This window comes from Paracoccus sp. TOH, from assembly GCF_030388245.1.
Classification (GTDB): domain Bacteria; phylum Pseudomonadota; class Alphaproteobacteria; order Rhodobacterales; family Rhodobacteraceae; genus Paracoccus; species Paracoccus simplex.
This window is the reverse complement of the sequence record NZ_CP098361.1, coordinates 468,196-490,000: the sequence shown is the minus strand read 5'-3', so window position 1 is coordinate 490,000 and position 21,805 is coordinate 468,196. Positions and strand designations below refer to the sequence as shown.

Annotated in this window: 24 protein-coding genes; 8 read left to right on the top strand and 16 right to left on the bottom strand. The window is 70.3% G+C overall.

The window, feature by feature from the left end; all coding sequences use genetic code 11:
* Positions 1-204: 204 nt before the first annotated feature.
* Genes NBE95_RS13000 through NBE95_RS12980 form a run of 5 tightly spaced genes read right to left on the bottom strand, consistent with a single transcriptional unit; the run spans position 205 to position 5,743 of the window.
* Entirely contained in the window at positions 205-975 is a 771-nt protein-coding gene (locus tag NBE95_RS13000) for an enoyl-CoA hydratase-related protein (protein ID WP_289895851.1), read from the bottom strand.
* A 6-nt stretch (positions 976-981) separates the two neighbouring features.
* Positions 982-2,109 (bottom strand): acyl-CoA dehydrogenase family protein, encoded by a 1,128-nt coding sequence (locus tag NBE95_RS12995; RefSeq protein ID WP_289895850.1) that lies wholly within the window; start codon positions 2,107-2,109, stop codon positions 982-984.
* On the bottom strand, positions 2,106-3,287 hold the full coding sequence (locus NBE95_RS12990; RefSeq protein WP_289895849.1) for an acetyl-CoA C-acyltransferase: 1,182 nt from the start codon (positions 3,285-3,287) through the stop codon (positions 2,106-2,108). Before NBE95_RS12990 ends, NBE95_RS12995 begins: the two co-directional genes overlap by 4 nt.
* Before the next feature lie 11 nt (positions 3,288-3,298).
* Entirely contained in the window at positions 3,299-4,066 is a 768-nt protein-coding gene (locus NBE95_RS12985) for a 3-hydroxyacyl-CoA dehydrogenase (protein ID WP_289895848.1), read from the bottom strand.
* A gap of 9 nt (positions 4,067-4,075) precedes the next feature.
* Positions 4,076-5,743, bottom strand: a complete 1,668-nt coding sequence (locus NBE95_RS12980) for an acyl-CoA synthetase (RefSeq protein WP_289895847.1) — start codon at positions 5,741-5,743, stop codon at positions 4,076-4,078.
* Positions 5,744-5,886: 143 nt separating this feature from the next.
* Between NBE95_RS12980 and NBE95_RS12975 the strand changes: the two genes are divergently transcribed.
* The gene (locus NBE95_RS12975) at positions 5,887-6,873 is read left to right on the top strand and encodes an AraC family transcriptional regulator (RefSeq protein ID WP_289895846.1); all 987 of its coding nucleotides are present in this window, start codon (positions 5,887-5,889) and stop codon (positions 6,871-6,873) included.
* Here NBE95_RS12975 and NBE95_RS12970 read toward each other — a convergent pair.
* The 6 genes from NBE95_RS12970 to NBE95_RS12945 form a co-directional block, all read right to left on the bottom strand.
* On the bottom strand, positions 6,870-7,811 hold the full coding sequence (locus NBE95_RS12970) for a helix-turn-helix domain-containing protein (RefSeq protein WP_289895845.1): 942 nt from the start codon (positions 7,809-7,811) through the stop codon (positions 6,870-6,872). The two genes, NBE95_RS12975 and NBE95_RS12970, sit on opposite strands and share 4 nt — an antisense overlap.
* A gap of 111 nt (positions 7,812-7,922) precedes the next feature.
* Positions 7,923-8,333, bottom strand: a complete 411-nt coding sequence (locus NBE95_RS12965) for a type II toxin-antitoxin system VapC family toxin (protein WP_289895844.1) — start codon at positions 8,331-8,333, stop codon at positions 7,923-7,925.
* A complete protein-coding gene (locus tag NBE95_RS12960; RefSeq protein ID WP_289895843.1) occupies positions 8,330-8,569 on the bottom strand; it encodes an AbrB/MazE/SpoVT family DNA-binding domain-containing protein in 240 nt (79 codons plus the stop codon). The genes NBE95_RS12965 and NBE95_RS12960 overlap by 4 nt, the downstream gene beginning before the upstream one ends.
* Positions 8,570-8,653: 84 nt before the next feature.
* The gene (locus tag NBE95_RS12955) at positions 8,654-9,760 is read right to left on the bottom strand and encodes a ParB N-terminal domain-containing protein (protein WP_289895841.1); all 1,107 of its coding nucleotides are present in this window, start codon (positions 9,758-9,760) and stop codon (positions 8,654-8,656) included.
* Positions 9,757-11,061 carry an AAA family ATPase gene (locus NBE95_RS12950; protein WP_289895840.1) on the bottom strand — a complete coding sequence of 435 codons (1,305 nt, stop codon included), beginning with the start codon at positions 11,059-11,061 and terminating at the stop codon, positions 9,757-9,759. The genes NBE95_RS12955 and NBE95_RS12950 overlap by 4 nt, the downstream gene beginning before the upstream one ends.
* Before the next feature lie 342 nt (positions 11,062-11,403).
* Positions 11,404-11,640 carry a hypothetical protein gene (locus NBE95_RS12945; protein ID WP_289895961.1) on the bottom strand — a complete coding sequence of 79 codons (237 nt, stop codon included), beginning with the start codon at positions 11,638-11,640 and terminating at the stop codon, positions 11,404-11,406.
* On the opposite strand from NBE95_RS12945, the gene NBE95_RS12940 reads away from it, so the two are divergent.
* The 7 genes from NBE95_RS12940 (at position 11,545) to NBE95_RS12910 (ending at position 17,639) form a co-directional block, all read left to right on the top strand.
* On the top strand, positions 11,545-12,219 hold the full coding sequence (locus tag NBE95_RS12940) for a DnaA N-terminal domain-containing protein (RefSeq protein ID WP_289895839.1): 675 nt from the start codon (positions 11,545-11,547) through the stop codon (positions 12,217-12,219). The genes NBE95_RS12945 and NBE95_RS12940 overlap by 96 nt on opposite strands.
* A gap of 94 nt (positions 12,220-12,313) precedes the next feature.
* The gene (bioB, locus tag NBE95_RS12935; RefSeq protein WP_289895838.1) at positions 12,314-13,282 is read left to right on the top strand and encodes a biotin synthase BioB; all 969 of its coding nucleotides are present in this window, start codon (positions 12,314-12,316) and stop codon (positions 13,280-13,282) included.
* Positions 13,279-14,400 (top strand): 8-amino-7-oxononanoate synthase, encoded by a 1,122-nt coding sequence (locus NBE95_RS12930; protein WP_289895837.1) that lies wholly within the window; start codon positions 13,279-13,281, stop codon positions 14,398-14,400. Before bioB ends, NBE95_RS12930 begins: the two co-directional genes overlap by 4 nt.
* Complete coding sequence (bioD, locus tag NBE95_RS12925; protein ID WP_289895836.1) at positions 14,397-15,017, top strand: dethiobiotin synthase; 621 nt, start codon at positions 14,397-14,399, stop codon at positions 15,015-15,017. Before NBE95_RS12930 ends, bioD begins: the two co-directional genes overlap by 4 nt.
* Entirely contained in the window at positions 15,017-16,300 is a 1,284-nt protein-coding gene (gene bioA / locus NBE95_RS12920; RefSeq protein WP_289895835.1) for an adenosylmethionine--8-amino-7-oxononanoate transaminase, read from the top strand. The genes bioD and bioA overlap by 1 nt, the downstream gene beginning before the upstream one ends.
* Complete coding sequence (locus NBE95_RS12915) at positions 16,297-16,899, top strand: pimeloyl-ACP methyl esterase BioG family protein (protein ID WP_289895834.1); 603 nt, start codon at positions 16,297-16,299, stop codon at positions 16,897-16,899. Before bioA ends, NBE95_RS12915 begins: the two co-directional genes overlap by 4 nt.
* Complete coding sequence (locus NBE95_RS12910) at positions 16,896-17,639, top strand: methyltransferase domain-containing protein (protein WP_289895833.1); 744 nt, start codon at positions 16,896-16,898, stop codon at positions 17,637-17,639. The genes NBE95_RS12915 and NBE95_RS12910 overlap by 4 nt, the downstream gene beginning before the upstream one ends.
* Here the strand turns inward: NBE95_RS12910 and NBE95_RS12905 are convergent.
* Genes NBE95_RS12905 through NBE95_RS12885 form a run of 5 tightly spaced genes read right to left on the bottom strand, consistent with a single transcriptional unit; the run spans position 17,636 to position 21,799 of the window.
* Positions 17,636-18,301: a GntR family transcriptional regulator gene (locus NBE95_RS12905; RefSeq protein ID WP_289895832.1), complete on the bottom strand. Its 666-nt coding sequence runs from the start codon at positions 18,299-18,301 to the stop codon at positions 17,636-17,638. The genes NBE95_RS12910 and NBE95_RS12905 overlap by 4 nt on opposite strands.
* Before the next feature lie 54 nt (positions 18,302-18,355).
* The gene (locus tag NBE95_RS12900) at positions 18,356-18,925 is read right to left on the bottom strand and encodes a 2'-5' RNA ligase family protein (RefSeq protein ID WP_289895831.1); all 570 of its coding nucleotides are present in this window, start codon (positions 18,923-18,925) and stop codon (positions 18,356-18,358) included.
* Positions 18,926-18,975: 50 nt separating this feature from the next.
* Entirely contained in the window at positions 18,976-19,632 is a 657-nt protein-coding gene (locus tag NBE95_RS12895) for an LUD domain-containing protein (RefSeq protein ID WP_289895829.1), read from the bottom strand.
* A complete protein-coding gene (locus NBE95_RS12890; RefSeq protein ID WP_289895828.1) occupies positions 19,629-21,032 on the bottom strand; it encodes a lactate utilization protein B in 1,404 nt (467 codons plus the stop codon). Before NBE95_RS12890 ends, NBE95_RS12895 begins: the two co-directional genes overlap by 4 nt.
* A complete protein-coding gene (locus NBE95_RS12885; protein WP_289895827.1) occupies positions 21,029-21,799 on the bottom strand; it encodes a (Fe-S)-binding protein in 771 nt (256 codons plus the stop codon). Before NBE95_RS12885 ends, NBE95_RS12890 begins: the two co-directional genes overlap by 4 nt.
* Between the last annotated feature and the right edge of the window lie 6 nt (positions 21,800-21,805).

Below are 21,805 nucleotides of genomic sequence, written 5' to 3'. Positions count from 1 at the left end.
TGGCCTTGGGTCATCGGGAAAGCAGAAGCGGATGATTCCGTCACCAGAATCGCTTGGGGATTCGCAGAGCCGCTTCGGCGGACAGCTTCGGGAATCCGGAATCGGCCGCGGGCCGACCGGGGCTTCGCCCCTGCCCATCCGGCCCGTGGACAGAGCCGGATGGCGTATTTGGAAAATACGGAAAAGCCAGTCGTCCCGCCGGGGTCAGTCGGCGTGGAACTCCGGCTTGCGCTTTTCCAGGAAGGCATTCATGCCCTCGCGCTGGCCGGACGTGCCGAACAGCCGGTGGAACAGCCGCCGTTCCCAGGCGACGCCCTCGGCCAGCGACAGCTCCTCGGCCCGCATCACCGCCTCGCGCGCCAGCCGCGTCGCCGGCCGCGAATAGCCGGCGATCTGCCGCGCCGCCGCCATCGCCTCGGGCACCACCTGATCGTCAGGCACCACCCGCGCCACCAGCCCGGCGCGCAGCGCCTCGGCCGCGTCCATCATCCGGCCGGTCAGATGCAGGTCCATGGACAGCGCCCGGCCGATCAGCCTGGTCATGCGCTGCGTGCCGCCCATGCCGGCGATCACGCCCAGCTTGACCTCGGGCTGGCCGAACTTGGCACCCTCGCCGGCGATGGCGAAATCGCACATCATCATCAGTTCGCAGCCGCCGCCCAGAGCATAGCCGTTCACTGCCGCGATCTTCGGCGTGCGGGTGGCGGCGAAGCGGTCCCAGGTCGAGAAGAAATCCGCCTCGACCATCTCCTCGGCGGTCTTTTCGGCCATTTCCGAGATATCGGCGCCGGCGGCGAAGGCGCGGTCCGAGCCGGTAACGACGATGGCGCCGACACCCTTGTCCGCATCAAGCGCCTCGGCCGCCGCCGTCAGTTCCTCGGCCAGCGCCGTATTCAGCGCGTTCAGCGCCTGGGGCCGGTTCAGGCGGATCAACGCCACGCGGCCCTCGCGGGTGATCTGGATCAGGTCTGCCATGGGTCCTCACAGGTTGCGGGCGATGACGAGGCGCTGCACTTCGCTGGTGCCCTCGTAGATCTGGGTCACACGCACGTCGCGATAGATGCGCTCGACCGGGTAATCGGCCAGATAGCCATAGCCGCCATGCAGCTGGATCGCCGCCGAACAGACCTTCTCGGCCATTTCCGAGGCGAAAAGCTTGGCCATGCTGGCCTCGGTCAGGCAGGGCTTGCCGGCCTCGCGCAATTGCGCCGCGCGCAGCACCATCAGCCGCGCCGCGTCGATCTGCGTGGCCATGTCCGCAAGCTTGAAGGCCACCGCCTGGTGCTCGATGATCGGCCGGCCGAAGGTGATGCGTTCCCGCGCATAGGCCAGGGCCGCCTCATAAGCGCCGCGCGCCATGCCGACCGCCTGCGCGGCGATGCCGATGCGCCCGCCTTCCAGGTTCGACAGCGCGATCCGATAGCCCTCGCCCTCCTCGCCCAGCCGGTTCCCGACCGGCACCCGCATCCCGCTGAACGCCAGCGCGCAGGTGTCCGAACTGTGTTGCCCCAGCTTGTGCTCGACCGAGACCACCTCGTAGCCCGGCGTATCCGTCGGCACGATGAAGGCAGAGATCCCCTTCTTGCCCGCCGCCGCATCCGTCACCGCAAAGACGATCACCACCTTGCCGTTCTTGCCCGAGGTGATGAACTGCTTCGCCCCGTCGATGACGTAATGGTCGCCCTCGCGCCGCGCCTTGCTGCGCAGGTTCGACGCGTCCGAGCCCGCATGCGGCTCGGTCAGCGCGAAGCCGCCGATCCATTCGCCGCTGGCCATCTTCGGCAGGAAGCGCGCCTTCTGCTCGTCGGTGCCGAAGCGCAGGATCGGCACGCAGCCGACCGAGCTGTGCACCGACATGATGGTCGAACACGCCCCGTCCGCCGCCGCGATCTCCTCCAGCGCCAGCGCATAGGCGACGGCGCCGGTCTCGGAACCGCCATGGTCCTCGGGCACCAGCATGCCCAGGAAACCCAGCGCGCCCATCTCGGTCAGCTCGGCGCGCGGGAATTCATGCGCGCGGTCGCGCGCAGCCGCACCGGGCGCCAGCCGCCCCTGCGCGAAATCGCGGGCGGCGTCGCGGATCTGCTCCTGTTCCTCGGTCAGCATCATTGCATCCTTTCGATGGCCACCGCCGTCGCCTCGCCGCCGCCGATGCACAGCGACGCGATGCCGCGCTGGCCGCCATGCGTCTCCAGCGCCGCCAGCAGCGTCACCAACACCCGCGCCCCCGAGGCGCCGATGGGATGGCCCAACGCGCAGGCGCCGCCATGCACGTTCACCGCATCATGCGACAGGCCAAGGTCGCGCATCGCCGCCATGGCGACCACGGCGAAAGCCTCGTTCACCTCGAACAGATCGTAATCCGAAAGCGCCGTGCCGGTGCGTTCCAGCAAGCGCCGGACCGAGCCGATGGGCGCGGTCGGAAACAGGCTGGGCTTGTCGGCAAAGGTCGCATGGCCAAGAATCCGCGCCCGCGGGGTCAGCCCGCGCCGCTCGGCTTCCGAGGCCCGCATCAAGACCAGCGCCGCTGCCCCGTCCGAGATCGAGGAACTGTTCGCCGCCGTCACCGTGCCGTCCTTGCGGAAGGCGGGCTTCAGCGTCGGGATCTTGTCCAGCCGCGCCTTGCCCGGCTGCTCGTCGGTATCCACCACGGTCTCGCCGCCGCGCCCCCTGACCGTCACCGGCGCGATCTCGCCCGCGAAATGCCCCGCGGCGATCGCCTTCTGCGCCCGGGTCAGCGACGAAATCGCGAATTCGTCCTGCGCCTCGCGGGTGAACTGATAGGCTTCCGCGCAATCCTCGGCGAAGGTGCCCATCAGCCGGCCCTTGTCATAAGCGTCCTCCAGCCCGTCCAGGAACATGTGGTCCATCACCTGGCCATGCCCCATGCGATAGCCCGTCCGCGCCTTCGGCAGCAGATAGGGTGCGTTCGACATGCTCTCCATGCCGCCCGCCACCACCACCTCGGCCGAGCCGGCCAGGATCAGGTCATGACCCAGCATCGCCGCCTTCATGCCCGAGCCGCACATCTTGTTGACGGTCGTGGCGCCGGCGCCCAAGGGCAGGCCCGCCCCCAGCGCCGCCTGCCGGGCCGGGGCCTGGCCCTGGCCGGCGGGCAGCACGCAGCCCATGATGATCTCGTCCACCGCCTGCGGGTCCAAGCCCCCCAGCGCGGCGCGGATCGCGGTCGCGCCCAGCGCCGCGGCCTCGACCCCGGCGAAATCGCCCTGGAAGCCGCCCATCGGCGTGCGGGACGCGCCCACGACGACAATCGGATCAGTAGCCATGATGAACCCCCTTATTTCGGTGCCATGCGCAGCGCGCCGTCCAGCCGGATGACCTCGCCGTTCAGCATCTGGTTCTCGACGATATGGCGCACCAGCGCCGCATATTCCTCGGGCCGGCCCAGCCGCGGCGGAAACGGCACATTGGCGCCCAGGCTGTCCTGCACCTCCTGCGGCAGCCCGGCCATCATCGGCGTGGCGAAGATGCCCGGCGCGATGGTCACCACCCGGATGCCGTGCCGCGCCAGTTCCCGCGCCGCCGGCAGGGTCAGCGCCGCCACGCCGCCCTTCGAGGCCGCATAGGCCGCCTGCCCGATCTGCCCGTCATAGGCCGCGATCGAGGCGGTATTGACGATCACCCCCCGCTCGCCGCCGGCGCCCGGCTCATTGCGCGACATGGCATCGGCGGCCAGCCGCAGCATGTTGAATGTGCCGATCAGGTTGATCTGGATGGCGCGGGCAAAACTCTCCAGCCCGTGCGGCCCGTCGCGCCCGACGATCTTCTCGCCCGGCGCCACGCCGGCGCAGTTCACCGCCACGTCGATCCGGCCGAACGCCGCCAGCGCCGCGGCCACCGCCGCCGCGCCCTGTTCGCCGCTGGTCACGTCGGTCCTGACGAAGCGCGCCGCCGCGCCCAGTTCCGCCGCCATGGCCGCGCCGGCCTCGGCGTTCACGTCCAGCAGCACCGCCCGCGCGCCCGCCTCCACCGCCATGCGCGCCACCGCCGCGCCCAGGCCGGAACCGGCGCCGGTGACCAGAAAGGTCTTGTCCTCGATCTGCATGATGCGTCCTCAGTTCCGGGCCAGTTTCTCGACTTCCGCCTTGCGCAGGATGAAGCGCTGGATCTTGCCGCTCGGCGTCTTGGGCAGGTCGGCGACGAAATCGATCATCCGGGGATAGGCATGGGCCGACAAGCGTTTCTTGACATGCTGCGCCAGCTCCTCGCGCAGCGCCTCGCTGCCCTCGACGCCCTTGGCCAGCACCACGAAGGCTTTCACGATCTCGGTCCGCTCGGGGTCGGGCACGCCGACCACCGCCGCCTCGATCACCGAGGGATGCTCGATCAGCGCGCTTTCCACGTCGAAGGGCCCGATGCGATAGCCCGAGGAGGTGATGACGTCATCCGACCGGCCGATGAAGCTGATCGAGCCGTCCGGCTCGAACTCCACGCTGTCGCCGGTGCGATAGTAACCGCCCGCCAGCGCCGGAGTCGCCTGGTTCAGATAGCCCGAGAACCACATCAGCGGCGAGCGCTTCATGTCGATGGCCAGCACGCCCGGCTGGTTCGGCCCCAGCTCGCGGCCCTCGTCGTCCAGCACCACGACGCGATACCCCGGCATGGCGAGGCCGGCCGAGCCCGGACGCACCGGATGTTCCAGCCCGTGATGGTTGTTCACGCACATGCCCATCTCGGTCTGGCCGTAATGGTCATGGATCGGCACCGACAGATGCTCGGCGAACCAGCGGATGATCTCGGGGTTCAGCGGCTCTCCGGCGGAACTCACCACCCGCAGCTGCGCCTTGACCCCCTCTGCCGGCGCGGGCCCCGCCGCGATCAGCAGCCGGTAGGCGGTGGGCGATCCGGCAAGGCTGGTCACCCCCATGCGCCTGATGATGCGATAGGTGGTCTCGGCGGTGAAGCCGCCCTCGTAGAAGATCGTCGGCTGGCCCAGCAGCAGCGGCCCGGTCAGCGCATAATAAAGCCCATAAGCCCAGCCCGGATCGGCGATGTTCCAGAACACGTCCGTCTCGCGCAGGTCGATCGCGTCACGCATATAGCCACCGAAGGCCAGAAGCGCCCGCAACGGCACCGGCACCCCCTTGGGCAGGCCGGTGGTGCCCGAGGTGGACATCATCATGAACAGGTCTTCGCCCCGGCGCAGCACCGGCTCGAACGCATCCGAAGCCGAGGCCAGCCCGTCGCGGAAATCGACATCCTGCGGCGCCAGCGCCTCGCCCTCGCCGCGCACCGTGGCGACCAGCGGGCAATCCTCGACCTCGTCCAGCTTGGGCCGCTGCGCGGTATTGGTGACCACCAGCTTGGCGCCGCTGGTCTTCAGCCGGTGCTCGATGGCCTTGGGACCGAAGGCGGTGAACAGCGGCTGATAGACCGCGCCCAGCCGCCAGGCGCCCAGCACCACCGCGACCAGCTCGACCGTGCGCGGCAGCAGCCCGGCCACCACATCGCCCGGCCGGACGCCCTTGTCGCGCATCAGGTTCGCCGCCCGCGCCGACATCTCGCGCAGCTCCTCGAAGCTGTATTCCGTCAGCGCCTCGTCGGCCGACAGGCAGCGCAGCGCCACCCGGTCCGCGCCGCAATGGCGGTCGCAGCATTCGACGCAGGCGTTCAGCCCGGTCTCCAGATCGCCGCGCAGCCCGGCAATGGCGTCCTCGATGCGGAATTGCGCCACGGCCTGGTCGTAACCGGGGCGCGACCGGGACAGGGTCGTTCCAGACATGTCTCTCCTCCTCACACTCTCCGCCCCCCTCATGCTTCAGGCGGGTGCGGCTCCTCGAGCTTGCCGGCAGCTTAGCGCCGGCTGCATTGCAAACAATGACATTCGCGGCCAGAATAACTGAACGTTTTTGCAATAGGGCCGCCATGGAGCGTCGTACCATCACCCCCGGCTTCGTCGAGGACGCGCTGGACTGCCTTCACCGCCGCGGCCTAGATCCGCGCCCGCTGCTTGCCGCCGCCGGCATCGACCCGGCGCTGGCCGAGCCGGTGTCGAACCTGCAATACGGCAAGCTCTGGCTCGCCATCGCCGACCAGATCCGCGACGAGTTCTTCGACGAGGCCGCCCGCCCGTTGCGCCCCGGCAGTTTCCAGTTGCTCTGCCATGCGGTCCTCAATGCCGGCACGCTGGAACGCGCCCTGCGCCGGGCGCTGCTGTTCCTGTCCGTCACCCTGGACGACCCGACCGGCACGCTGCGCCTGCGCGACGGCCAGGCCGAGATCCTGCTCAGCGACGCCGGCCCGCCGCGCCGCGCCTTCGCCTATCGCACCTATTGGCTGGTCCTGCTGGGGGTGATGTGCTGGCTGATCGGCCGCCGCATCCCGCTGATGCAGGTCGATTTCGCCTGCCCGGCGCCGGAAAACCGCCGCGACTATCACCAGTTCTTCGGTGCGCCGGTGCATTTCGACCAGCCCGCCAGCCGGCTCCGCTTCGCGGCCAGCTACCTGTCGCTGCCGACCATCCGCGACGAGAAGGCGCTGCAGGGCTTCCTGCGCGGCGCGCCGGCCAACATCCTGCTGCGCTATCGCCACGACCAGGGGCTTTCGGCCCGCATCCGCAGTCGGCTGCGGGCGGTGCCGCCCGAGGACTGGCCGGATTTCGACCGGATCGCCGCCGACCTGCGGCTGTCGCCCGCCACCCTGCGCCGCCGGCTGCGGGCCGAGGGCCAGGGCTTTGCCGCCATCCGCGCCGAGATCCGCCTGATGCACGCCCGTCAGCTTCTGCGTGACACCGATCTCAGCGTGGCCGAGATCGCCGCCCGGCTGGGCTATGGCGAACCCAGCGCCTTCCACCGCGCCTTCCTCAAGCTGGCCGGCACCACGCCCGCCGCCTTCCGCCGCGAGGCCGCCTAGCCCGCCAGCACCCACAGCCGGAATCGCCGGCCGCCGGTGATCTCGCGTGCCAGCCCCAGGTCGCGCATCCGCGCCAGCATCCGCTCGGCCGTGTCGCGGCTGATGCCGGCGCTGGCCTCCAGCATGGCCGCGTTCAGGATCGGATGGGCGACCAGCGCCTGGATCACCCGGGCCGGATTGTCGCCCTTGATCCCGGCCATCGCCGCATGCGCCCGGCCCTGCCACTCTGCGACCCGCGCCAGTTCGTGCCGGGCGTCCTGCAATCCGGCCGTCACCGCCGCCAGATGCCGGGCCATGCGCTCGGCCGGGGTGCCGGAATCGATCCAGACCGCGCGGCCGTGCCGGCCCAGCGGCACGAAACGCAGCGCCTCGCATCCCTCGGCCATGGCGCGCGCCGTCCAGACCGCCGGTTCGGCCAGCAGCTCGGGCGCCGACAGGCCGCAAAGCCGCCACAGCACCCGCAGCGCCGACGCCCGCAGCAGCGGCGCCAGCCCGGCGATCCCCGCCGCCAGCTCCTGGAACTCGGCCGCCGCCGCATCGAAATCCCGCCCGGTCGGCCGCGCCGCCAGCCGATCGTCCAGGCCCGAGACCTCGGCCCGGTGCAGGCCCAGAAAGCCGCGCAACGCCTGCGGATCGCCCTGCCCTTCCAGCCGCCGGATGCCCCAGCGCGCCAGCCGCATCGCCTCCAGGTCGGCGCCGGCCCGCGCCTCCATCAGGTCGCGGCCGATCTCCTCGCGCCGCAGGGGCGTGCCCTGCGCCCACAGCATCGCCTCGACCTCGATCAGCGCCAGCCGCCGGTTGGCGCCGGTCCGCGCCTCGGGCTCCAGCGCGGCGATGGCGCCGTCGAGCCGCCCCAGCGCGAAACCGGCCCGCGCCAGCGCCGTCGCCAAGCCGCCCTGCGCGGAAAGCCAGTCGCGGGCGTCAAAAAGCTGGTGCACGGCGGAATTTTCGTGATAACCTGGCGTGGAAGCGGAGCACATGTTTCCCGACCTGCGAAAGCATCTACCCGCAGAATAGCCCCTAAATGCGGATCACTGGAACCCCCGGTTTCACCTCTCGGGCGCGATCACCGTCAGCTTCGGGAAATAGCTCTGATAGCGCCCGGAATCGCGGGTCAGCAGCCGATAGCCGCGGATGGCGGCATGGGCGCCGATATAGAAATCCGGCAGGGGCGAGCGACGCTCGCCGCCGCGCCGCCGATAGGCAAGATAGGCCTTGCCCGCCAGGAACCCCGCCGGCCAGGGCAGCGCTTCGCGGTGGAACACATCCTCGGGCAGCAGCGCCTCCAGCGTCTCGACGCGGCTATGCGCCACCGACAGCTCGGCATAGATCAGCGGGTTTATCACCAGCCGCGCCCCCTGCCCCAGCCCGGCCAGCGTCCGCATGGACCAGTCGGCCCAGTGCGGATCGTTGGTCGAGATGTCGATCAGGATGTTGGAATCGACCAGGACCGGCGTCATGCCCGGGTCAGCGCCATGATCTCGTCGGTGGAAAGCCCGGTATCGGCGCTGCCGCGCAGCCCGGCCAGCGCCGCGCCCAGCCGACGGTCGCGGGCCCGCGGCCCCTGCCCGGCGGCAATGACGCGCACCACGCCATCCTCGCCGATCAGGAACTCGACCTCGGTGCCCGGCTGGAAGCCCGCGAAGTCGCGGACGTCCTGCGGGATGGTGACCTGGCCCTTGGTGGTGATGCGCATGCGATTCTCCTTGGTAATACCCATGGTAATACCGCACCCATCCCCGGTCAAGACAGGCGCCTGAGACCTTCCCCGCGGGGAAGGTCAGTCCAGGCTCTCCAGCATCGCCCGCACCGCCGCCTCCAGCCGGCGCCGGTCCACCGCCGAGAAATCCCGCGCCAGCCGGATCTCCAGCCGGCCGTTGGCGGCGGTGCATTTGGCGCTGCCCTGCGGCCGCTCGATCTGGAAGGTGGTGCGGGCCTTCCCCGCGGGGACGGTCGGCCCGGCGCTGCGCGGCGGCGCGGCCTCGGTCTCGTCCCCGCCCTGCCCGGCATAGCGGCGCAGGATCTCCAGCTCGTCCTTGATCGAACGCGTGTCCCAGTCCTTGAGCTCGGCGCGGATCGCGGCGGCGATGCCCGGCACCTCGTCCAGCCGCTGCGCCAGCGCCAGCCCCAGCGCCCGTGGGATTTCGGCGGCATACATCAGCGACTCGCCAAGCGCCTCGACCAGGCGGATGAAGCTGCGGATATAGCTGCGCTTCTGATAGCCCGCCGATTTGAACAGGATCGCCACCGCCTTTTCGGGGTCGTGCTCCTCGGTCAGCGGATCCATGGCGTAATGCAGCGCCAGCTGCGCCATCTCGGCGAAGGAGATGTCCTTGCGCACCAGGTTCTCGTCCACCATGCGCCGATAAAGCTGCTCCAGCTCGTCGCCGCGCGCGGCGATGCCGGCCGGAATGCGGCCCCATTTCCCGGCATCGCCGGTCTCCTCCAGCAGCTGGCGATAGGCCGACAGCCGGCGCCAGCCCTGGATCAGCTCGTAGCGCCCCTCTCCGGCCGGTTCGACCCGGATCGGGTTCGACAGACCGATGTCGCGGATCGATTCCACCAGTTCGGCCAGCTCGTAATCCGGCCCCGGCGCCCGGTCGCGGATCAGCTTGCGGGTGTCGATGGCATCGAGCGGGATCATGTCGGTGATCAGCCCGGCGCGCTTCAGTCGCACATGCTCCTGGGCCAACGCATCGTTCTCGGCCCGGATCTGCGCCTCGATGCGGGCGCGGTCACGGGTCGACTCGGCGGTCTCGACGATGGCGGTCGCCATGGGACCGCGGCGATGTTCCTTGTCGTCCTTCCCCGCGGGGAAGGTTTCCGGCGTCTCCGCGGCCGGATCGTCCGGCATCTCGATCTCGAATACCCGGCGCTTCCTGCTCATGCCTCGCCCTCCAGCTTGTCCCAGGCCGCGGCGACCCGCGTCTTGAACTCCTCATAGGCCTGGTCGAAGGTCGCCCGCGCCCGCCGCCAGGTGCCGCGCGTCATCTCGCGGTAGTCGATCTCGTAGATCGAGCTGAGGAACCGGCCGGATTGCTCGACCGCCCGGGTCAGCTCGATCGGATGTTCGGCCATGTGCTGGCCGAAAACCTGCTGGAAGGCACCATACATCGCCTGGTGCAACTCGTTCGACGGCTCAAAACGCGTCATCAGGAAGCGGATGTCGGCAAAGGCCTTGGGCAGCCGGATCTTCCCCGTGGGGAAGTTCTCGAACCCGTGCGCCAGATCCTCCAGCGCCTCCGAGAGCTGGCCGATGAAGCTGGTGGTCGAATCGTATTCCCAATAGCCGGGCCCCGAGGGGATATAGAGCATGTCGGCGGCGAAGACGGCGTTCATCGACTGGTAGCCGATGGCCGGCGGGCAGTCGAACAGGATCAGGTCATAGGCATCGTCCGCCAGGCTGTCGAGGAAGCGCGACACCGCGCCGAAGAAGGTCCATTCCGGGTTCAGGTGCCGGTATTGCGCGCTGGCGAACTCGACGAAGGCGGCGTTGGCGCAGCTGGGGATGATGTCGATGGTCGGCCAGGCGGTCGGCTTGATGAAATCGGCCGGCCGCAGCGTGCCGAGGCCCATGTCGCGGATCGAGGCCGGCAGCTTGCGCTGGGGCAGGGCGGTGCCGCTTTCGGCGCCGCGGGCGGCGGCGTTCATGCGGTCGGTCTCGCGCTCCAGATCGCGGGCCATGATGCCCCAGACGGTATGGTCCTCGCCGACATCGGTCAGGCCCATGCTGTGCGACAGCGTCGCCTGCGGGTCGAAATCCACCACCAGGATGCGATAGCCGTCCAGCGCCGCCGCATGGGCGAAATGCAGCGCCACCGTCGACTTGCCGGCGCCGCCCTTGAAATTGGCGATGGCGGCGCGGAAGGCGCGCTTGCCCTCGGGCCGCCAGGGCATCAGCGACTTGCGGTTGATGCGGATGCGACGGCGCAGCTCGTTCACCTCGTCCAGCGAGAACCAGCGCTGGCGGCCGTCCTCCTCGACTTCCCCGAGGGGAAGGTTCGGGTCGGCGGCCAGCTTGCCGCGGAAGGTGGACTGGTTGATGCGGAAGATCAGCTCGGCCACCTCCCAGCTCGAGAAGCGGCGCAAGGTCTTCTCGTTGGCCGGGCTGAAGGTCTGGCGCCGGATCCAGCCCTGCATCTTCAGCGATTGCGCCTGCAGCTTGGCGAGGTCTTCATGCGTGTACATAGGATGCCTGTATTTATAGGACGCAGATTTTCTTCTGTTTCGCTTTTACGCCGGATTTGCAGTTTTGGCAAAACCCGTTTTCAATCAGAGTGTCAAAACCGGGAAATGCCGGGTTTCCAGGGCGATACCCGGCGAATCGGCGGCGCCGATTCGGTGCCGGAACCGGGGAACGCCAACGCCGGATTGGGGGACGCCCGCCTCGAAAGCCGGGCGGATTGGGGGACAAAACCCGGCAATGGGGTGTCATCCAGACTGTCCCCCTATACCATTGATACCGTTTTTTCTTTGAAGATTGAGGCGAGAAATCCGGCTCTGGGGCAAAGCGCTTGACAGAATCGGAAATCAGGACGCAAATACGAAACAGATGGCGAAAAGCGTTTCAGACGGCAGCAGATCGTCGCCGCCATCCAGGGTCACCGACGAAAAGCCGGGGCTCTTCGGGCAGTGAAGAAGGCAGCCGGCCAGAGCCGGGCAGGAGCAGTTATGCAGGTGATCCGCGCCGTCGGCCGAGAGGCCGCGGCAAAGAAATATGATTTGCTCAGTGCGATGATGGCGCACGGGCTTGCCGGCGACAAGCATCGCCAGCGGCTCATCTTGCGGCTCATGGCCTTGATCACCACCAGATATAACTGGCAGCGCGACGAATTGACCATCGGCCAGCGCGAGATCGCGCGGCTGTGGTGCGTGGACGAGCGCACCGTCAAGCGCGAGATGGCCAAGCTGCGGGCGCTTGGCTGGATCGAGATCAAACAGCAGGGCGCGCGCGGGCGGGTGTCGGTGCTGAGCCTCAATCTGGAGCGCATCCTGCTGGACACCAAACGGGAATGGGACAATATCGGCCCGGATTTCGTTGCGCGGCTCGGCGGCACCCAGCCCGAGCCGGCCAGCAATGTCGTGCCGCTGCACCGGCCCGAGCCGATGCCGGCGCAGGGCGTCTGGGCCGAGGCCCGGGCCCGACTGGCCGAGGAGGACCGGGCGCTGTTCGATGCCTGGTTCGCAGGGCTGGCCGAGGCCGGGGCCGCCGATGGATGCCTGACCTTGTTCGCGCCGACGCGTTTCCATGCCACCTATGTGCAGACCCATCTGCTGGATCGGCTGCGCGTCGCCGTGCAGCGGTGCGACGGGCGGATCGCCAAGGTGCGCGTGCTGGGGCCCTAATCTTGGCCGGTAATAATAGATAATATATCCATCTTATCGGATGCTGCCGGCGCTTTTATAGATACCTCTTGAAACGAGGCTCAGGAGGACATCCATGCCCCAGCAGGCGCCGCAGCGCACCGCGCAAGAAATCTATAATCTTCCCTTGATGGATCTGCTGTTTCAGGCCCAGACCGTGCACCGGGCGCATTTCGACCCGAACCTGGTGCAATGTTCGAAACTGCTGTCGATCAAGACCGGCGGTTGCCCCGAGGATTGCGCCTATTGCGCGCAATCGGCCCGCAATGGCGCGGAACTGCCGGCCTCGAAGCTGATCGAGGTGCAGCAGGTGCTGGCCGAGGCCAAGCGCGCCCGCGATGCCGGCGCCACCCGCTATTGCATGGGTGCCGGCTGGCGCTCGCCCAAGGAGCGCGACATGCCGGCGGTGCTGGCGATGATCCGCGGCGTCAAGGCGCTGGGGATGGAGACCTGCATGACCCTGGGCATGCTGGACATGGACCAGGCGCTGCGGCTGAAGGACGCCGGGCTCGACTATTACAACCACAATATCGACACTTCGGAACGCTATTATTCCGAGATCATCACCACGCGCAGCTTTCAGGACCGGCTGGACACGCTGGACCGGGTGCAGGCGGCCGGGATCAATGTCTGCGCCGGCGGCATCGTCGGCATGGGCGAGACGGCCGAGGACCGCATTTCCATGCTGGAAACGCTGGCCGGGCTGGAGGTGCCGCCGCAATCGGTGCCGATCAACATGCTGATGCCGATGGCGGGCACGCCGCTGGCCGACGTGCCGAAGCTCGACCCGATCGAGATGGTGCGCACCATCGCCACGGCGCGCATCCTGATGCCCACATCCTATGTGCGGTTGTCGGCGGGACGCTCCGAGATGAGCGACGAGCTGCAGGCCATGTGCTTCCTGGCCGGGGCCAACTCGATCTTCGTCGGCGACACGCTGCTGACCGCGGGCAACCCCGGCGAGGACAAGGACGCGGTGCTGTTCGCCAAGCTCGGCCTGCGGGCCGAGGTGCTGGAAGGCTCGGCCGAGGGCTGCGCGGCATGAGCTTTCCTCGGCACGCGGCGGCGCTGGACGCCCTGACGCAGCGGGGCCGGCTGCGGCATCGGACGCCGGCTGCGGGGCTGGATTTCGCCTCGAACGACTATCTGGGGCTGGCGGGGTCGGACCTGCTGGCCGCCGCGGCGCGGGATGCGCTGGCGCGCGGCGTGCCGGTCGGGGCAGGGGGGTCGCGGCTGCTGCGCGGCAACCATGCCGAGCATGAGGCGCTGGAGACCGAGGCGGCCGCGTTTTTCGGCGCCGAGGCGGGCCTGTATATGGGCGGCGGTTTCCAGGCCAACCAGGCGATCTTTGCTGCGCTGCCGATGCAGGGCGATCTGGTGCTGCATGACGCGCTGGTCCATGCCAGCGCGCATGAGGGGATGCGGCTGGGCCGGGCCGAATGCCGCGGTTTTGCCCATAACGACGCGGGCGACGCGGCGCGGGTGATCGCGGACTGGCGCGACGCCGGCGGGCGCGGCCGGGTCTGGATCGCGGTCGAAAGCGTCTATTCGATGGCGGGCGATCTGGCGCCACTGCAGGCACTCGCGGCATTGGCGGCGCGCGAGGATGCGGTGCTGGTGGTGGACGAAGCGCATGCGACCGGCGTCTTCGGCCCGCAGGGCAGGGGGCTGGCGCATGGGCTGGCCTGCCCGCTGGTGACGCTGCATACCGGCGGCAAGGGGCTGGGCGCCTCGGGCGCGCTGGTCTGCGCCGACCGGCTGCTGGTCGAGACGCTGGTGAACAAGGCGCGGCCCTTCATCTATGCCACCGCGCCCTCGCCTTTGTCGGCGGCTGTGCTGCGGGCGGCCTTGCGGGCGCTGCAGGAGGTGCCGGCGCTGGTCGAGGCCGCGCGGGCCCGCATGGCGCTGGCCCATGAGGCGGCGCGGCGCTGCGGCATCGCGGCGCAAAGCCAGATCGTTCCGGTGATCGTCGGCGAGGATCAGCGGGCGCTGGCACTGGCCGCGGATCTGCAGGTGCAGGGCTTCGACATCCGCGCCATCCGGCCGCCGACGGTGCCGAAGGGGACGGCGCGGCTGCGGGTCTCGGTCACCGGCCATGTCGGGGCCGAGGATATCGCGGCGCTGTTCGCGGCCATCGCGGCGCAGGAAAGGGCGGCGGCATGAGCGTGGTGGTGGTCGCCGGCACCGATACCGGCATCGGCAAGACCGTGTTCAGCGCCGGGCTGACCCGGGCGCTTGGCGCGACCTATTGGAAGCCGGTGCAGTCCGGGCTGGAGGAGGAGACCGACAGCGAGGCCGTGGCGCGGCTGTCGGGCCGGCCGGTTCTGCCCGAGGCCTATCGGCTGCGGCTGCCCGCCTCGCCGCATCTGTCGGCCGAGCGCGAGGGGGTGGAGATCGACCCGGCGCGGCTGGTGCCGCCAAGCCTCGATGGCCCGCTGGTGGTCGAGGGGGCCGGCGGGCTGATGGTGCCGCTGACCCGGCGGCGGCTTTATCTCGACGTGATCGCGGATTGGGGGGCGCCGGTGGTGCTGTGCTGCCGCACCGCGCTTGGCACCATCAACCATGCGCTGCTGTCGCTGGCTGCGTTGCGGGCCGCCGGCTGCCGGCTGGCGGGCGTGGCCTTCATCGGCGAGGAGGCCGAGGACAGCCGCCGGGTGATCTGCGGGATCGGCGCGGTCAACGACCTGGGCCGGCTGCCGGTGCTGGAGCAGGTGACGGCCGAGACTCTGGCCAAGGCCTTTGCCGGCATCGACACCGACGCGATCCGGGGGGCGCTGTGATGCGGGATCTGGATTTCGACCGCCGGCATCTGTGGCATCCCTATTCCTCGATGCGCGAACCCGCGCCGGTGCATGAGGTCGCGGCGGCGGCCGGGGTGTGGCTGGAACTGGCGGACGGGACGCGGATGATCGACGCCATGTCGTCCTGGTGGGCGGCGGCGCATGGCCATCGCCATCCGCGGCTGGTCGAGGCGATGCAGGCGCAGCTGGCCCGGCTGCCGCATGTGATGTTCGGCGGGCTGACGCATGGGCCCGCCGTGGGGCTGGCGCGGCGGCTGGTCGCCATGCTGCCCGCCGGGCTGGACCGCGTTTTCTACAGCGACAGCGGCTCGGTCGCGGTCGAGGTGGCGCTGAAGATGGCGGTGCAGGCGCAGCTTGGGCTGGGCCATTCCGGGCGGGTGGCTTTCGCCTCGGCCCGCGGCGGCTATTACGGCGATACCTGGAAGGCGATGAGCCTCTGCGATCCCGAGACCGGGATGCACCGTCATTTCGGCGCCGCCCTGCAGGTGCAGCATTTCGTGCCGCGCCCGCCCGTCGCCTTCGGCGCGGAATGGCCCGAGGATCCGGCGCAGAACGGGCTTGGCGCGGTCGAGGCGCTGTTTGCGAAGCAAGCCGATCAGATCGCCGGCTTCATCGTCGAGCCGCTGGTGCAGGGCGCCGGCGGCATGTGGTTCTATCACCCGCGCTGGCTGGCCGGGGTTCGGGAATTGTGCGACCGGCATGGCGTGCTGCTGATTTTCGACGAGATCGCCACCGGCTTCGGCCGTACCGGCACGCTTTTCGCCATGCAGCGGGCGGGGGTGGTGCCGGACATCCTGTGCCTCGGCAAGGCGCTGACCGGCGGCATGATGAGCTTTGCCGCCACCGTGGCCTCGGGCCGGGTGGCCGAGGCGATTGCCGACGGGCCGGCACCGGTGCTGATGCACGGCCCGACCTTCATGGGCAATCCGCTGGCCTGCGCCGTGGCCTGCGCGAGCCTCGACCTGCTGGCGGACGGCGCGTGGCAGGCGCAGGTCGCGGGGATCGAGGCGGGGCTGCGGCGCGGCCTTGCCCCGGCGCGCGCCCTGCCCGGCGTGCGGGACGTGCGGGTGCTGGGCGCCATCGGCGTGATCGACCTGCAAGAGCCGGTGGATATGGGCCGCGTGCATGGCTTTTGCCAGAGGAGCGGGGTCTGGCTGCGGCCCTTCGGTCGGCTGCTCTACTGCATGCCGCCCTTTGTCGCCACGCCCGACGAGGTGGCGCGCATCGGCGCGGCGATGGTCGAGATCGCGGGCTGGCGATGAGGGCGGAGTGGCTGCGCCGCACCGGCGCCGAGGAGCTGATCGTGGTGCTGACCGGCTGGGCGGTCGGGTCCGCGCCGCTGCGGCATCTGGCCGGGCCGGCCGACGTGCTGGTGCTGTCGGATTACCGCGACCTGACACCGCCGGACTGGCCCCGGGGCTATGCGGCGCTGGATCTGGTCGCCTGGTCCTTCGGCGTGGCGGCGGCCTGCCACATGCCGGGCCTGCAGGGCTTTCGCCGCAAGGTGGCGGTCTGCGGCTCCTGGGCGCCCTGCGACGACGCGCTGGGCATCCCGCGCGACCGGATGCGGGCCACGGCGGCGAACCTCTCGGCGGCCTCGCTGCGGCAATTCGCGCGGCGGGCGGGGTGTCCGGTGGACCCGGGCGCCGATCTGGCCGCGCTGCGCCAGGAGCTCGAGGCGGTGATGGCCCGGGACAGCGGGCGGGATCCGGGATTCGACCGCATCTGGCTGGGCGCTGCCGACCGGATCTTCCCGCTGCAGAACCTGCGTCGCGCCTGGCGGGGCGGGCCGGTCGCGACGCTGGATTGCGGGCACAATCCCTTCGCGCAATGGCGCGACTGGGACGGGGTGCTGGCATGAACGCGCTGGCCGGCCGGGTGGCGCGGTCCTTCGCGCGCGGCATGCAGACCTATGACGACGCGGCGCTGGCGCAGCGCCGGATCGCGGCGCGGCTGTTCGCGGCATACCGCCGCGCCGCGCCGGGGCATCGCCCGGCAAGGGTGCTGGAGGCGGGCCATGGTTCGGGCCACCTGACCCGGCATCTGCTGGGGCTGCGGCCCGGGCGGCTGTGGCTGAACGACCTGGCGGCGCCGCACCTGCCGGGCGTCGCGGCGGATTACCTGCCGGGCGATATCGCCGCGGTGGCGCTGCCCGAGCGGGTGGAGCTGGCGGCCTCGGCCTCGATGATCCAATGGGTTCCCGATCCGGCGCAGGTCGTGGAGCGGCTGTGCCAGGCGGTGGCGCCGGGCGGCTGGCTGGCGCTCTCGGGCTTCGCGCCGGGGCATTTTCCCGAATTGCGCGACCTTGGCAGCCGGGCGGCGGCGCCGTCCTATCTGAGCGGGGCGCAGATGGCGGCGCTGCTGCCGCCGGGCTGGCGGGTCCGCGGCGCGGGGGAATGGCGCATCGTGCTGCATTTCCCCGGCGCGCTGGAAGTCTTGCGGCACCTGCGCGCCACCGGGGTCAACGGCTGCGCCGGGCAGATCCGCTCGGCCGGGGCGCTGCGCGATTTCATGGCGCGATACGAGGCGCGGCACGGCGGGGCGCAGGGCGTGGCCCTGACCTATGTGGCAAGCTGGCTGCTGGCCGAAAACCGCGCCTAGCCGTGGATGGCGAAGGCGTCGCGCTTGCCGTCGCTGGCCGGCGCCGGGCGGCGGCCGATCCAGCGCACATGGCGCGCCAGCGTGGCGCAGGCAGCGTCCACATCGCCCTTGCGCAAGGCGGCCAGGATGGCGCGATGGTCGTGATCGGTGCGCGTTTCCCAGTTCGACTGCCAGGCGGCGAACAGGAAACGGGCGCTGGCCGCATGCAGGTCGTCGATGGTGGCCAGCAGGCGCGGCATGGCGCAGGGGATCAGGATCAGCTTGTGAAAGCGGCGGTTCGCCGCCTCCCACGAACGCACGTCGCGGGAAGCGTCGCCGGCCTTGGTCGCCTCCTCTGCCGCATGCAGGATGGCCGGGGTCAGATGCGGCGCGGCATGGCGCAGCGCCAGTTCCTCCAGCGCGGCGCGCATCTCGGCCACCTCCTTGACCTCGGGCAGGTCGAAGGCGGCGACGCGCACGCCGCGGCGCGGCTCGCTGATCGCCAGGCCCTGGGCTTCCAGCCGGCGGAAGGCCTCGCGCACCGGGACGTGGCTGGCGCCGAATTCCTCGGCGATATGGTCCTGGCGCAGCCGCTCGCCCGGGCCGATCTCGCCCGATACGATGCGGTCGGCCAGCACGCGGCTGATGCGGACCGCCAGGGTTTCTTCCGATCCTGTGCTCATGGCGGCATGGATAAGCCGGGGGGCGGGGTTTGTCGATAAGGCTTCCGGGCCGTTTCAGGACAGCCGCCAGCGCGCCAGCGGCACATGCCGGCCAAGGCCCTGCAGGCTGTCGATCAGCGTAAGCTCGTCCACCCGCCAATGCACCGGCGGCACGGCGATGCCCTCGGGCGGCAGCGGCTTGCCATAGGCCAGGGTCACATGCGGCGTGACCCGGTGCTTGGGCGCGCCGAGCCCGGCGGCGGCGAGGCGTTGCCAGAGCGTCTGGCACAGCGCGTCGGGGGCGGGGCTTTCCTGCCGGCCGACCAGCACCAGCGGCCGGTCGCGGCGGCGCGGCGGGCCGAAGGTGGTCAGCTGGTCCAGCACCAGGTCGAAGGCGGGGAAATCCAGCCCGTCCAGCGGCCGGCCGAGCGCCTCGACCATCCCGGGCGCCAGCTGCGGGCTGCGGATCACCGGCAGGATGGTCATGTGCAGCGTCGCGCGGCGGAAGCGGTCGCGGCGCTGGGCAAGGCGCCAGGCATCCTCGATCCGCGCCGCCACCGCGGGCGGCGGGACGACGACGAAAAGCAGGAAATGCTCGCGGGGGATGTCCTGCGGCGTTCCCTGCGCTTGCGGAGCGTCTTGCATGGCGGGCCTCCCATCGGATGGGGCCATGCTAGGGCAGAACGCGGCGGCGGTCAGCCCGGCTCGGTGCCGAGATCGGCGATGAGGATGACATGCAGGAAGCCCGGGCCATGGGCGCCGCGCACATAGCTGCCCTCGATGTCGGTGGTGCCGCTGGGGCCGGTGATCAGGATGGCGTTGCGCGGCACCGCCCCGGCCGAAAGCCGGGCCGCGTAATCCTCGAGATGCGGCAGCAGCGTCGATTCGCGCAGCAGCACGACATGGTGCAGCGGCAGGAAGGCCAGCAGGATCGGGTTCTGCGGCCCGGAATGGATGACCAGCGAGCCGCTTTCGGCGATGCCGTGCAGCGCCAGGCCGAGGGCGGCGGGCTCGTCCGGGGCGGTGCCCGGATGCGGGGCAAGGCCGGACCAGTCCAGCGCCGCCAGTTCCGGCGCGGGCTGCATGGCGAAGCGGGGCGTCAGGCCGTGGGCGTCGAGATAGCGGGCCATGGCCCGCGGCAGCTCGGCCAGGCTGCCGATGCGGTCGATGCTGGTGCCAAGCGCCGCGGCCTTCTGCGCGAAGGCGTCGGGCAGGCCCGGCGCGGCCAGGCGCGGGCGGGCGGCGTCGGGATCGTCGAGCAGCGCGGCGGCCTCGGCCGCGATCTGCGCCGGCGGCTTGCCGGGGCCGAGGGCCGCGCGGATGGCGGACAGGATGCGGTCGCGGGCGGTCATTTGCGGGCCTTCTGCTGGGCGCGGTATTGGTCCATGAAGCTGCGGGCCGCCGGGCGCGGCAGGTCGCGATGCGCGGTCCAGCCGCCGGCCAGCGGCAGGCGCGCGATCCAGCCGGACCTGCCGAACAGCCGCATCAGCGGCAGGCCGATGCGGGTCGCCAGGCGATAGAGCCGGGGACGGCGGGCGAGCTGCGCCCACAGGCCGATGCCGGCGCGGAGCGGGCCGGGCTCCAGCCCCTCGCGCCAGCTGCGGCGGCGCCAGGCGCGCAGCAGCGTCGGCAGCGGGATGCCGACCGGGCAGACCTCGGCGCAGCGGCCGTTCATGGTGCAGGCATTGGGCAGGTCGCGCGAGGCGGCGAGCCCGTCCAGCACCGGCGTCAGCACCGAGCCCATCGGGCCGGGATAAGTGCCGCCATAGGCATGGCCGCCGATCTGGCGATAGACCACGCAATGGTTCATGCAGGCGCCGCAGCGGATGCAGCGCAGCATCTCGCGGAACTCGTCGGCCAGCATTTTCGTGCGGCCGTTGTCGACCAGCACGATATGCATCTCCTCGGGCCCGTCGGCATCGCCGGGGCGCCTGGGGCCGGCGTGGAAGGTGGTGTATTGCGTCATCTCGCCGCCCGTCGCGGAGCGGACCAGCAGCCGCAGCAGCGCGAAGGCATGCGCGGTCGAGGGCACCAGCTTCTCGATCCCCGCGGTCACGATATGAATGCGCGGCGGCGTGGTGGTCAGTTCGGCATTGCCCTCGTTGGTGACGGTGCAGGTGGCGCCTGTATCGGCGATCAGGAAATTCGCGCCCGAGATGCCGATATCGGCGGACAGGAATTTCTCGCGCAGCACCCGGCGGGCGCTTTGCACCATGGTCGCCGGATCCTCGGCGGCGGGGGGCGGCTGGTGGCCGGCCTTGAAAAGCTCGGCCACCTGCTCGCGGGTGCGGTGCATGGCCGGCCAGATGATATGCGAGGGGGCCTCGCCCGCCAGCTGGATGATGTGCTCGGCCAGGTCGGTCTCGACCCGCTCGATCCCGGCATCGGCCAGGGCGTGCGGCAGGCCGATCTCCTCGCCCAGCATGGATTTGGCGCGCGTGACCAGCTTGGCGTCGGCGGCCAGGCAGATGCGGGTGACGATGGCGCGGGCCTCGGCATCGTCGGCAGCCCAGTGGACCTGCGCGCCGCGGGCGGTGGCGTTTTTCTCGAACAGTTCCAGGTAATGGTCGAGATGGGCGACGACGTGATCCTTGATCGCCCGACCGCGGGCGCGGGCGGCGTCGAATTCCGGGAAAGCCGCCAGCGCCGCGGCGCGCTTCCTTTCGGCATTGCCGGTGGTGCGGTCGATGGCGAGCTTCAGAACCGGGTCGGCCAGGGCCGCCCTGGCGCGGTCCTTGAACGGCGCGGTCATGGCGCCTCCTCGCCGATCGCCGGACCCTCGGCGCGGCCGGCCAGCACCTCGACGGTATGGAAGCAGCGGGTTTTCGCGCCCCGGCGGTTGAGCTTGCCGGCCATGTTCATCAGGCAGCCCAGATCGCCGGCCAGCAGCAATTCGGCGCCGGTCTCCTCGATGGCTTCCGCCTTTTCGGTGACGATGGCGTTCGAGATGTCGGCATATTTCACGCAGAAGGTGCCGCCGAAGCCGCAGCAAACATCGTTGCCGGGCAGGCCGCGCATCTCCAGCCCCTCGACATGGGACAGCAGCGCGCGCGGCTGGGCGGCGATGCCCAGTTCGCGCAGGCCCGAGCAGCTGTCGTGATAGGTGGCGGAGGCCTGAAGCCTCCGCCCCGCGGGCGCGTAGCCCATGACATCGGCCAGGAAGCTGGTGATCTCATGGGTTTTCGCCGCCATGGCCCTGGCGCGGGCGGCCCAGTCCGGGTCGCCCGCCAGCAGTTCCGGATAGCCATGCACCATGGTCGCCGCGCAGGAACCCGAGGGCAGGACGACATGGTCGTACCCCTCGAAGGCCGCGATGGTCTGGCGGGCCAGATGCGCCGCGTCGCGGTCGTCGCCGCTGTTCAGCGCCGGCTGGCCGCAGCAGGTCTGGGCCTGCGGCACCTCGACCACGCAGCCCGCTTCCTCAAGAAGCTGAAGGGTTGCGAAGCCGATCTGCGGACGGATGGCGTCGACAAGGCAGGTCACGAACAGACCGACCGTCGGTTTTGGCTCTCCGGGCATGGTTTT

What these genes read in the sequence shown, in the direction of transcription:
- NBE95_RS12975 (WP_289895846.1), top strand. Translation starts at nt 5,887, where the DNA reads ATGGAGCGTCGTACCATCACCCCCGGCTTCGTCGAGGACGCGCTGGAC.
- NBE95_RS12940 (WP_289895839.1), top strand. Translation starts at nt 11,545, where the DNA reads ATGCAGGTGATCCGCGCCGTCGGCCGAGAGGCCGCGGCAAAGAAATAT.
- NBE95_RS12990 (WP_289895849.1), bottom strand. Translation starts at nt 3,287, where the DNA reads ATGGCTACTGATCCGATTGTCGTCGTGGGCGCGTCCCGCACGCCGATG.
- NBE95_RS12995 (WP_289895850.1), bottom strand. Translation starts at nt 2,109, where the DNA reads ATGATGCTGACCGAGGAACAGGAGCAGATCCGCGACGCCGCCCGCGAT.
- NBE95_RS12945 (WP_289895961.1), bottom strand. Translation starts at nt 11,640, where the DNA reads ATGCTTGTCGCCGGCAAGCCCGTGCGCCATCATCGCACTGAGCAAATC.
- NBE95_RS12950 (WP_289895840.1), bottom strand. Translation starts at nt 11,061, where the DNA reads ATGTACACGCATGAAGACCTCGCCAAGCTGCAGGCGCAATCGCTGAAG.
- NBE95_RS12895 (WP_289895829.1), bottom strand. Translation starts at nt 19,632, where the DNA reads ATGACCGCCCGCGACCGCATCCTGTCCGCCATCCGCGCGGCCCTCGGC.
- NBE95_RS12955 (WP_289895841.1), bottom strand. Translation starts at nt 9,760, where the DNA reads ATGAGCAGGAAGCGCCGGGTATTCGAGATCGAGATGCCGGACGATCCG.
- bioD (WP_289895836.1), top strand. Translation starts at nt 14,397, where the DNA reads ATGAGCGTGGTGGTGGTCGCCGGCACCGATACCGGCATCGGCAAGACC.
- NBE95_RS13000 (WP_289895851.1), bottom strand. Translation starts at nt 975, where the DNA reads ATGGCAGACCTGATCCAGATCACCCGCGAGGGCCGCGTGGCGTTGATC.
- bioB (WP_289895838.1), top strand. Translation starts at nt 12,314, where the DNA reads ATGCCCCAGCAGGCGCCGCAGCGCACCGCGCAAGAAATCTATAATCTT.
- NBE95_RS12915 (WP_289895834.1), top strand. Translation starts at nt 16,297, where the DNA reads ATGAGGGCGGAGTGGCTGCGCCGCACCGGCGCCGAGGAGCTGATCGTG.
- NBE95_RS12960 (WP_289895843.1), bottom strand. Translation starts at nt 8,569, where the DNA reads ATGCGCATCACCACCAAGGGCCAGGTCACCATCCCGCAGGACGTCCGC.
- NBE95_RS12930 (WP_289895837.1), top strand. Translation starts at nt 13,279, where the DNA reads ATGAGCTTTCCTCGGCACGCGGCGGCGCTGGACGCCCTGACGCAGCGG.
- NBE95_RS12965 (WP_289895844.1), bottom strand. Translation starts at nt 8,333, where the DNA reads ATGACGCCGGTCCTGGTCGATTCCAACATCCTGATCGACATCTCGACC.
- NBE95_RS12905 (WP_289895832.1), bottom strand. Translation starts at nt 18,301, where the DNA reads ATGAGCACAGGATCGGAAGAAACCCTGGCGGTCCGCATCAGCCGCGTG.
- NBE95_RS12980 (WP_289895847.1), bottom strand. Translation starts at nt 5,743, where the DNA reads ATGTCTGGAACGACCCTGTCCCGGTCGCGCCCCGGTTACGACCAGGCC.
- NBE95_RS12900 (WP_289895831.1), bottom strand. Translation starts at nt 18,925, where the DNA reads ATGCAAGACGCTCCGCAAGCGCAGGGAACGCCGCAGGACATCCCCCGC.
- NBE95_RS12885 (WP_289895827.1), bottom strand. Translation starts at nt 21,799, where the DNA reads ATGCCCGGAGAGCCAAAACCGACGGTCGGTCTGTTCGTGACCTGCCTT.
- NBE95_RS12910 (WP_289895833.1), top strand. Translation starts at nt 16,896, where the DNA reads ATGAACGCGCTGGCCGGCCGGGTGGCGCGGTCCTTCGCGCGCGGCATG.
- NBE95_RS12890 (WP_289895828.1), bottom strand. Translation starts at nt 21,032, where the DNA reads ATGACCGCGCCGTTCAAGGACCGCGCCAGGGCGGCCCTGGCCGACCCG.
- NBE95_RS12985 (WP_289895848.1), bottom strand. Translation starts at nt 4,066, where the DNA reads ATGCAGATCGAGGACAAGACCTTTCTGGTCACCGGCGCCGGTTCCGGC.
- bioA (WP_289895835.1), top strand. Translation starts at nt 15,017, where the DNA reads ATGCGGGATCTGGATTTCGACCGCCGGCATCTGTGGCATCCCTATTCC.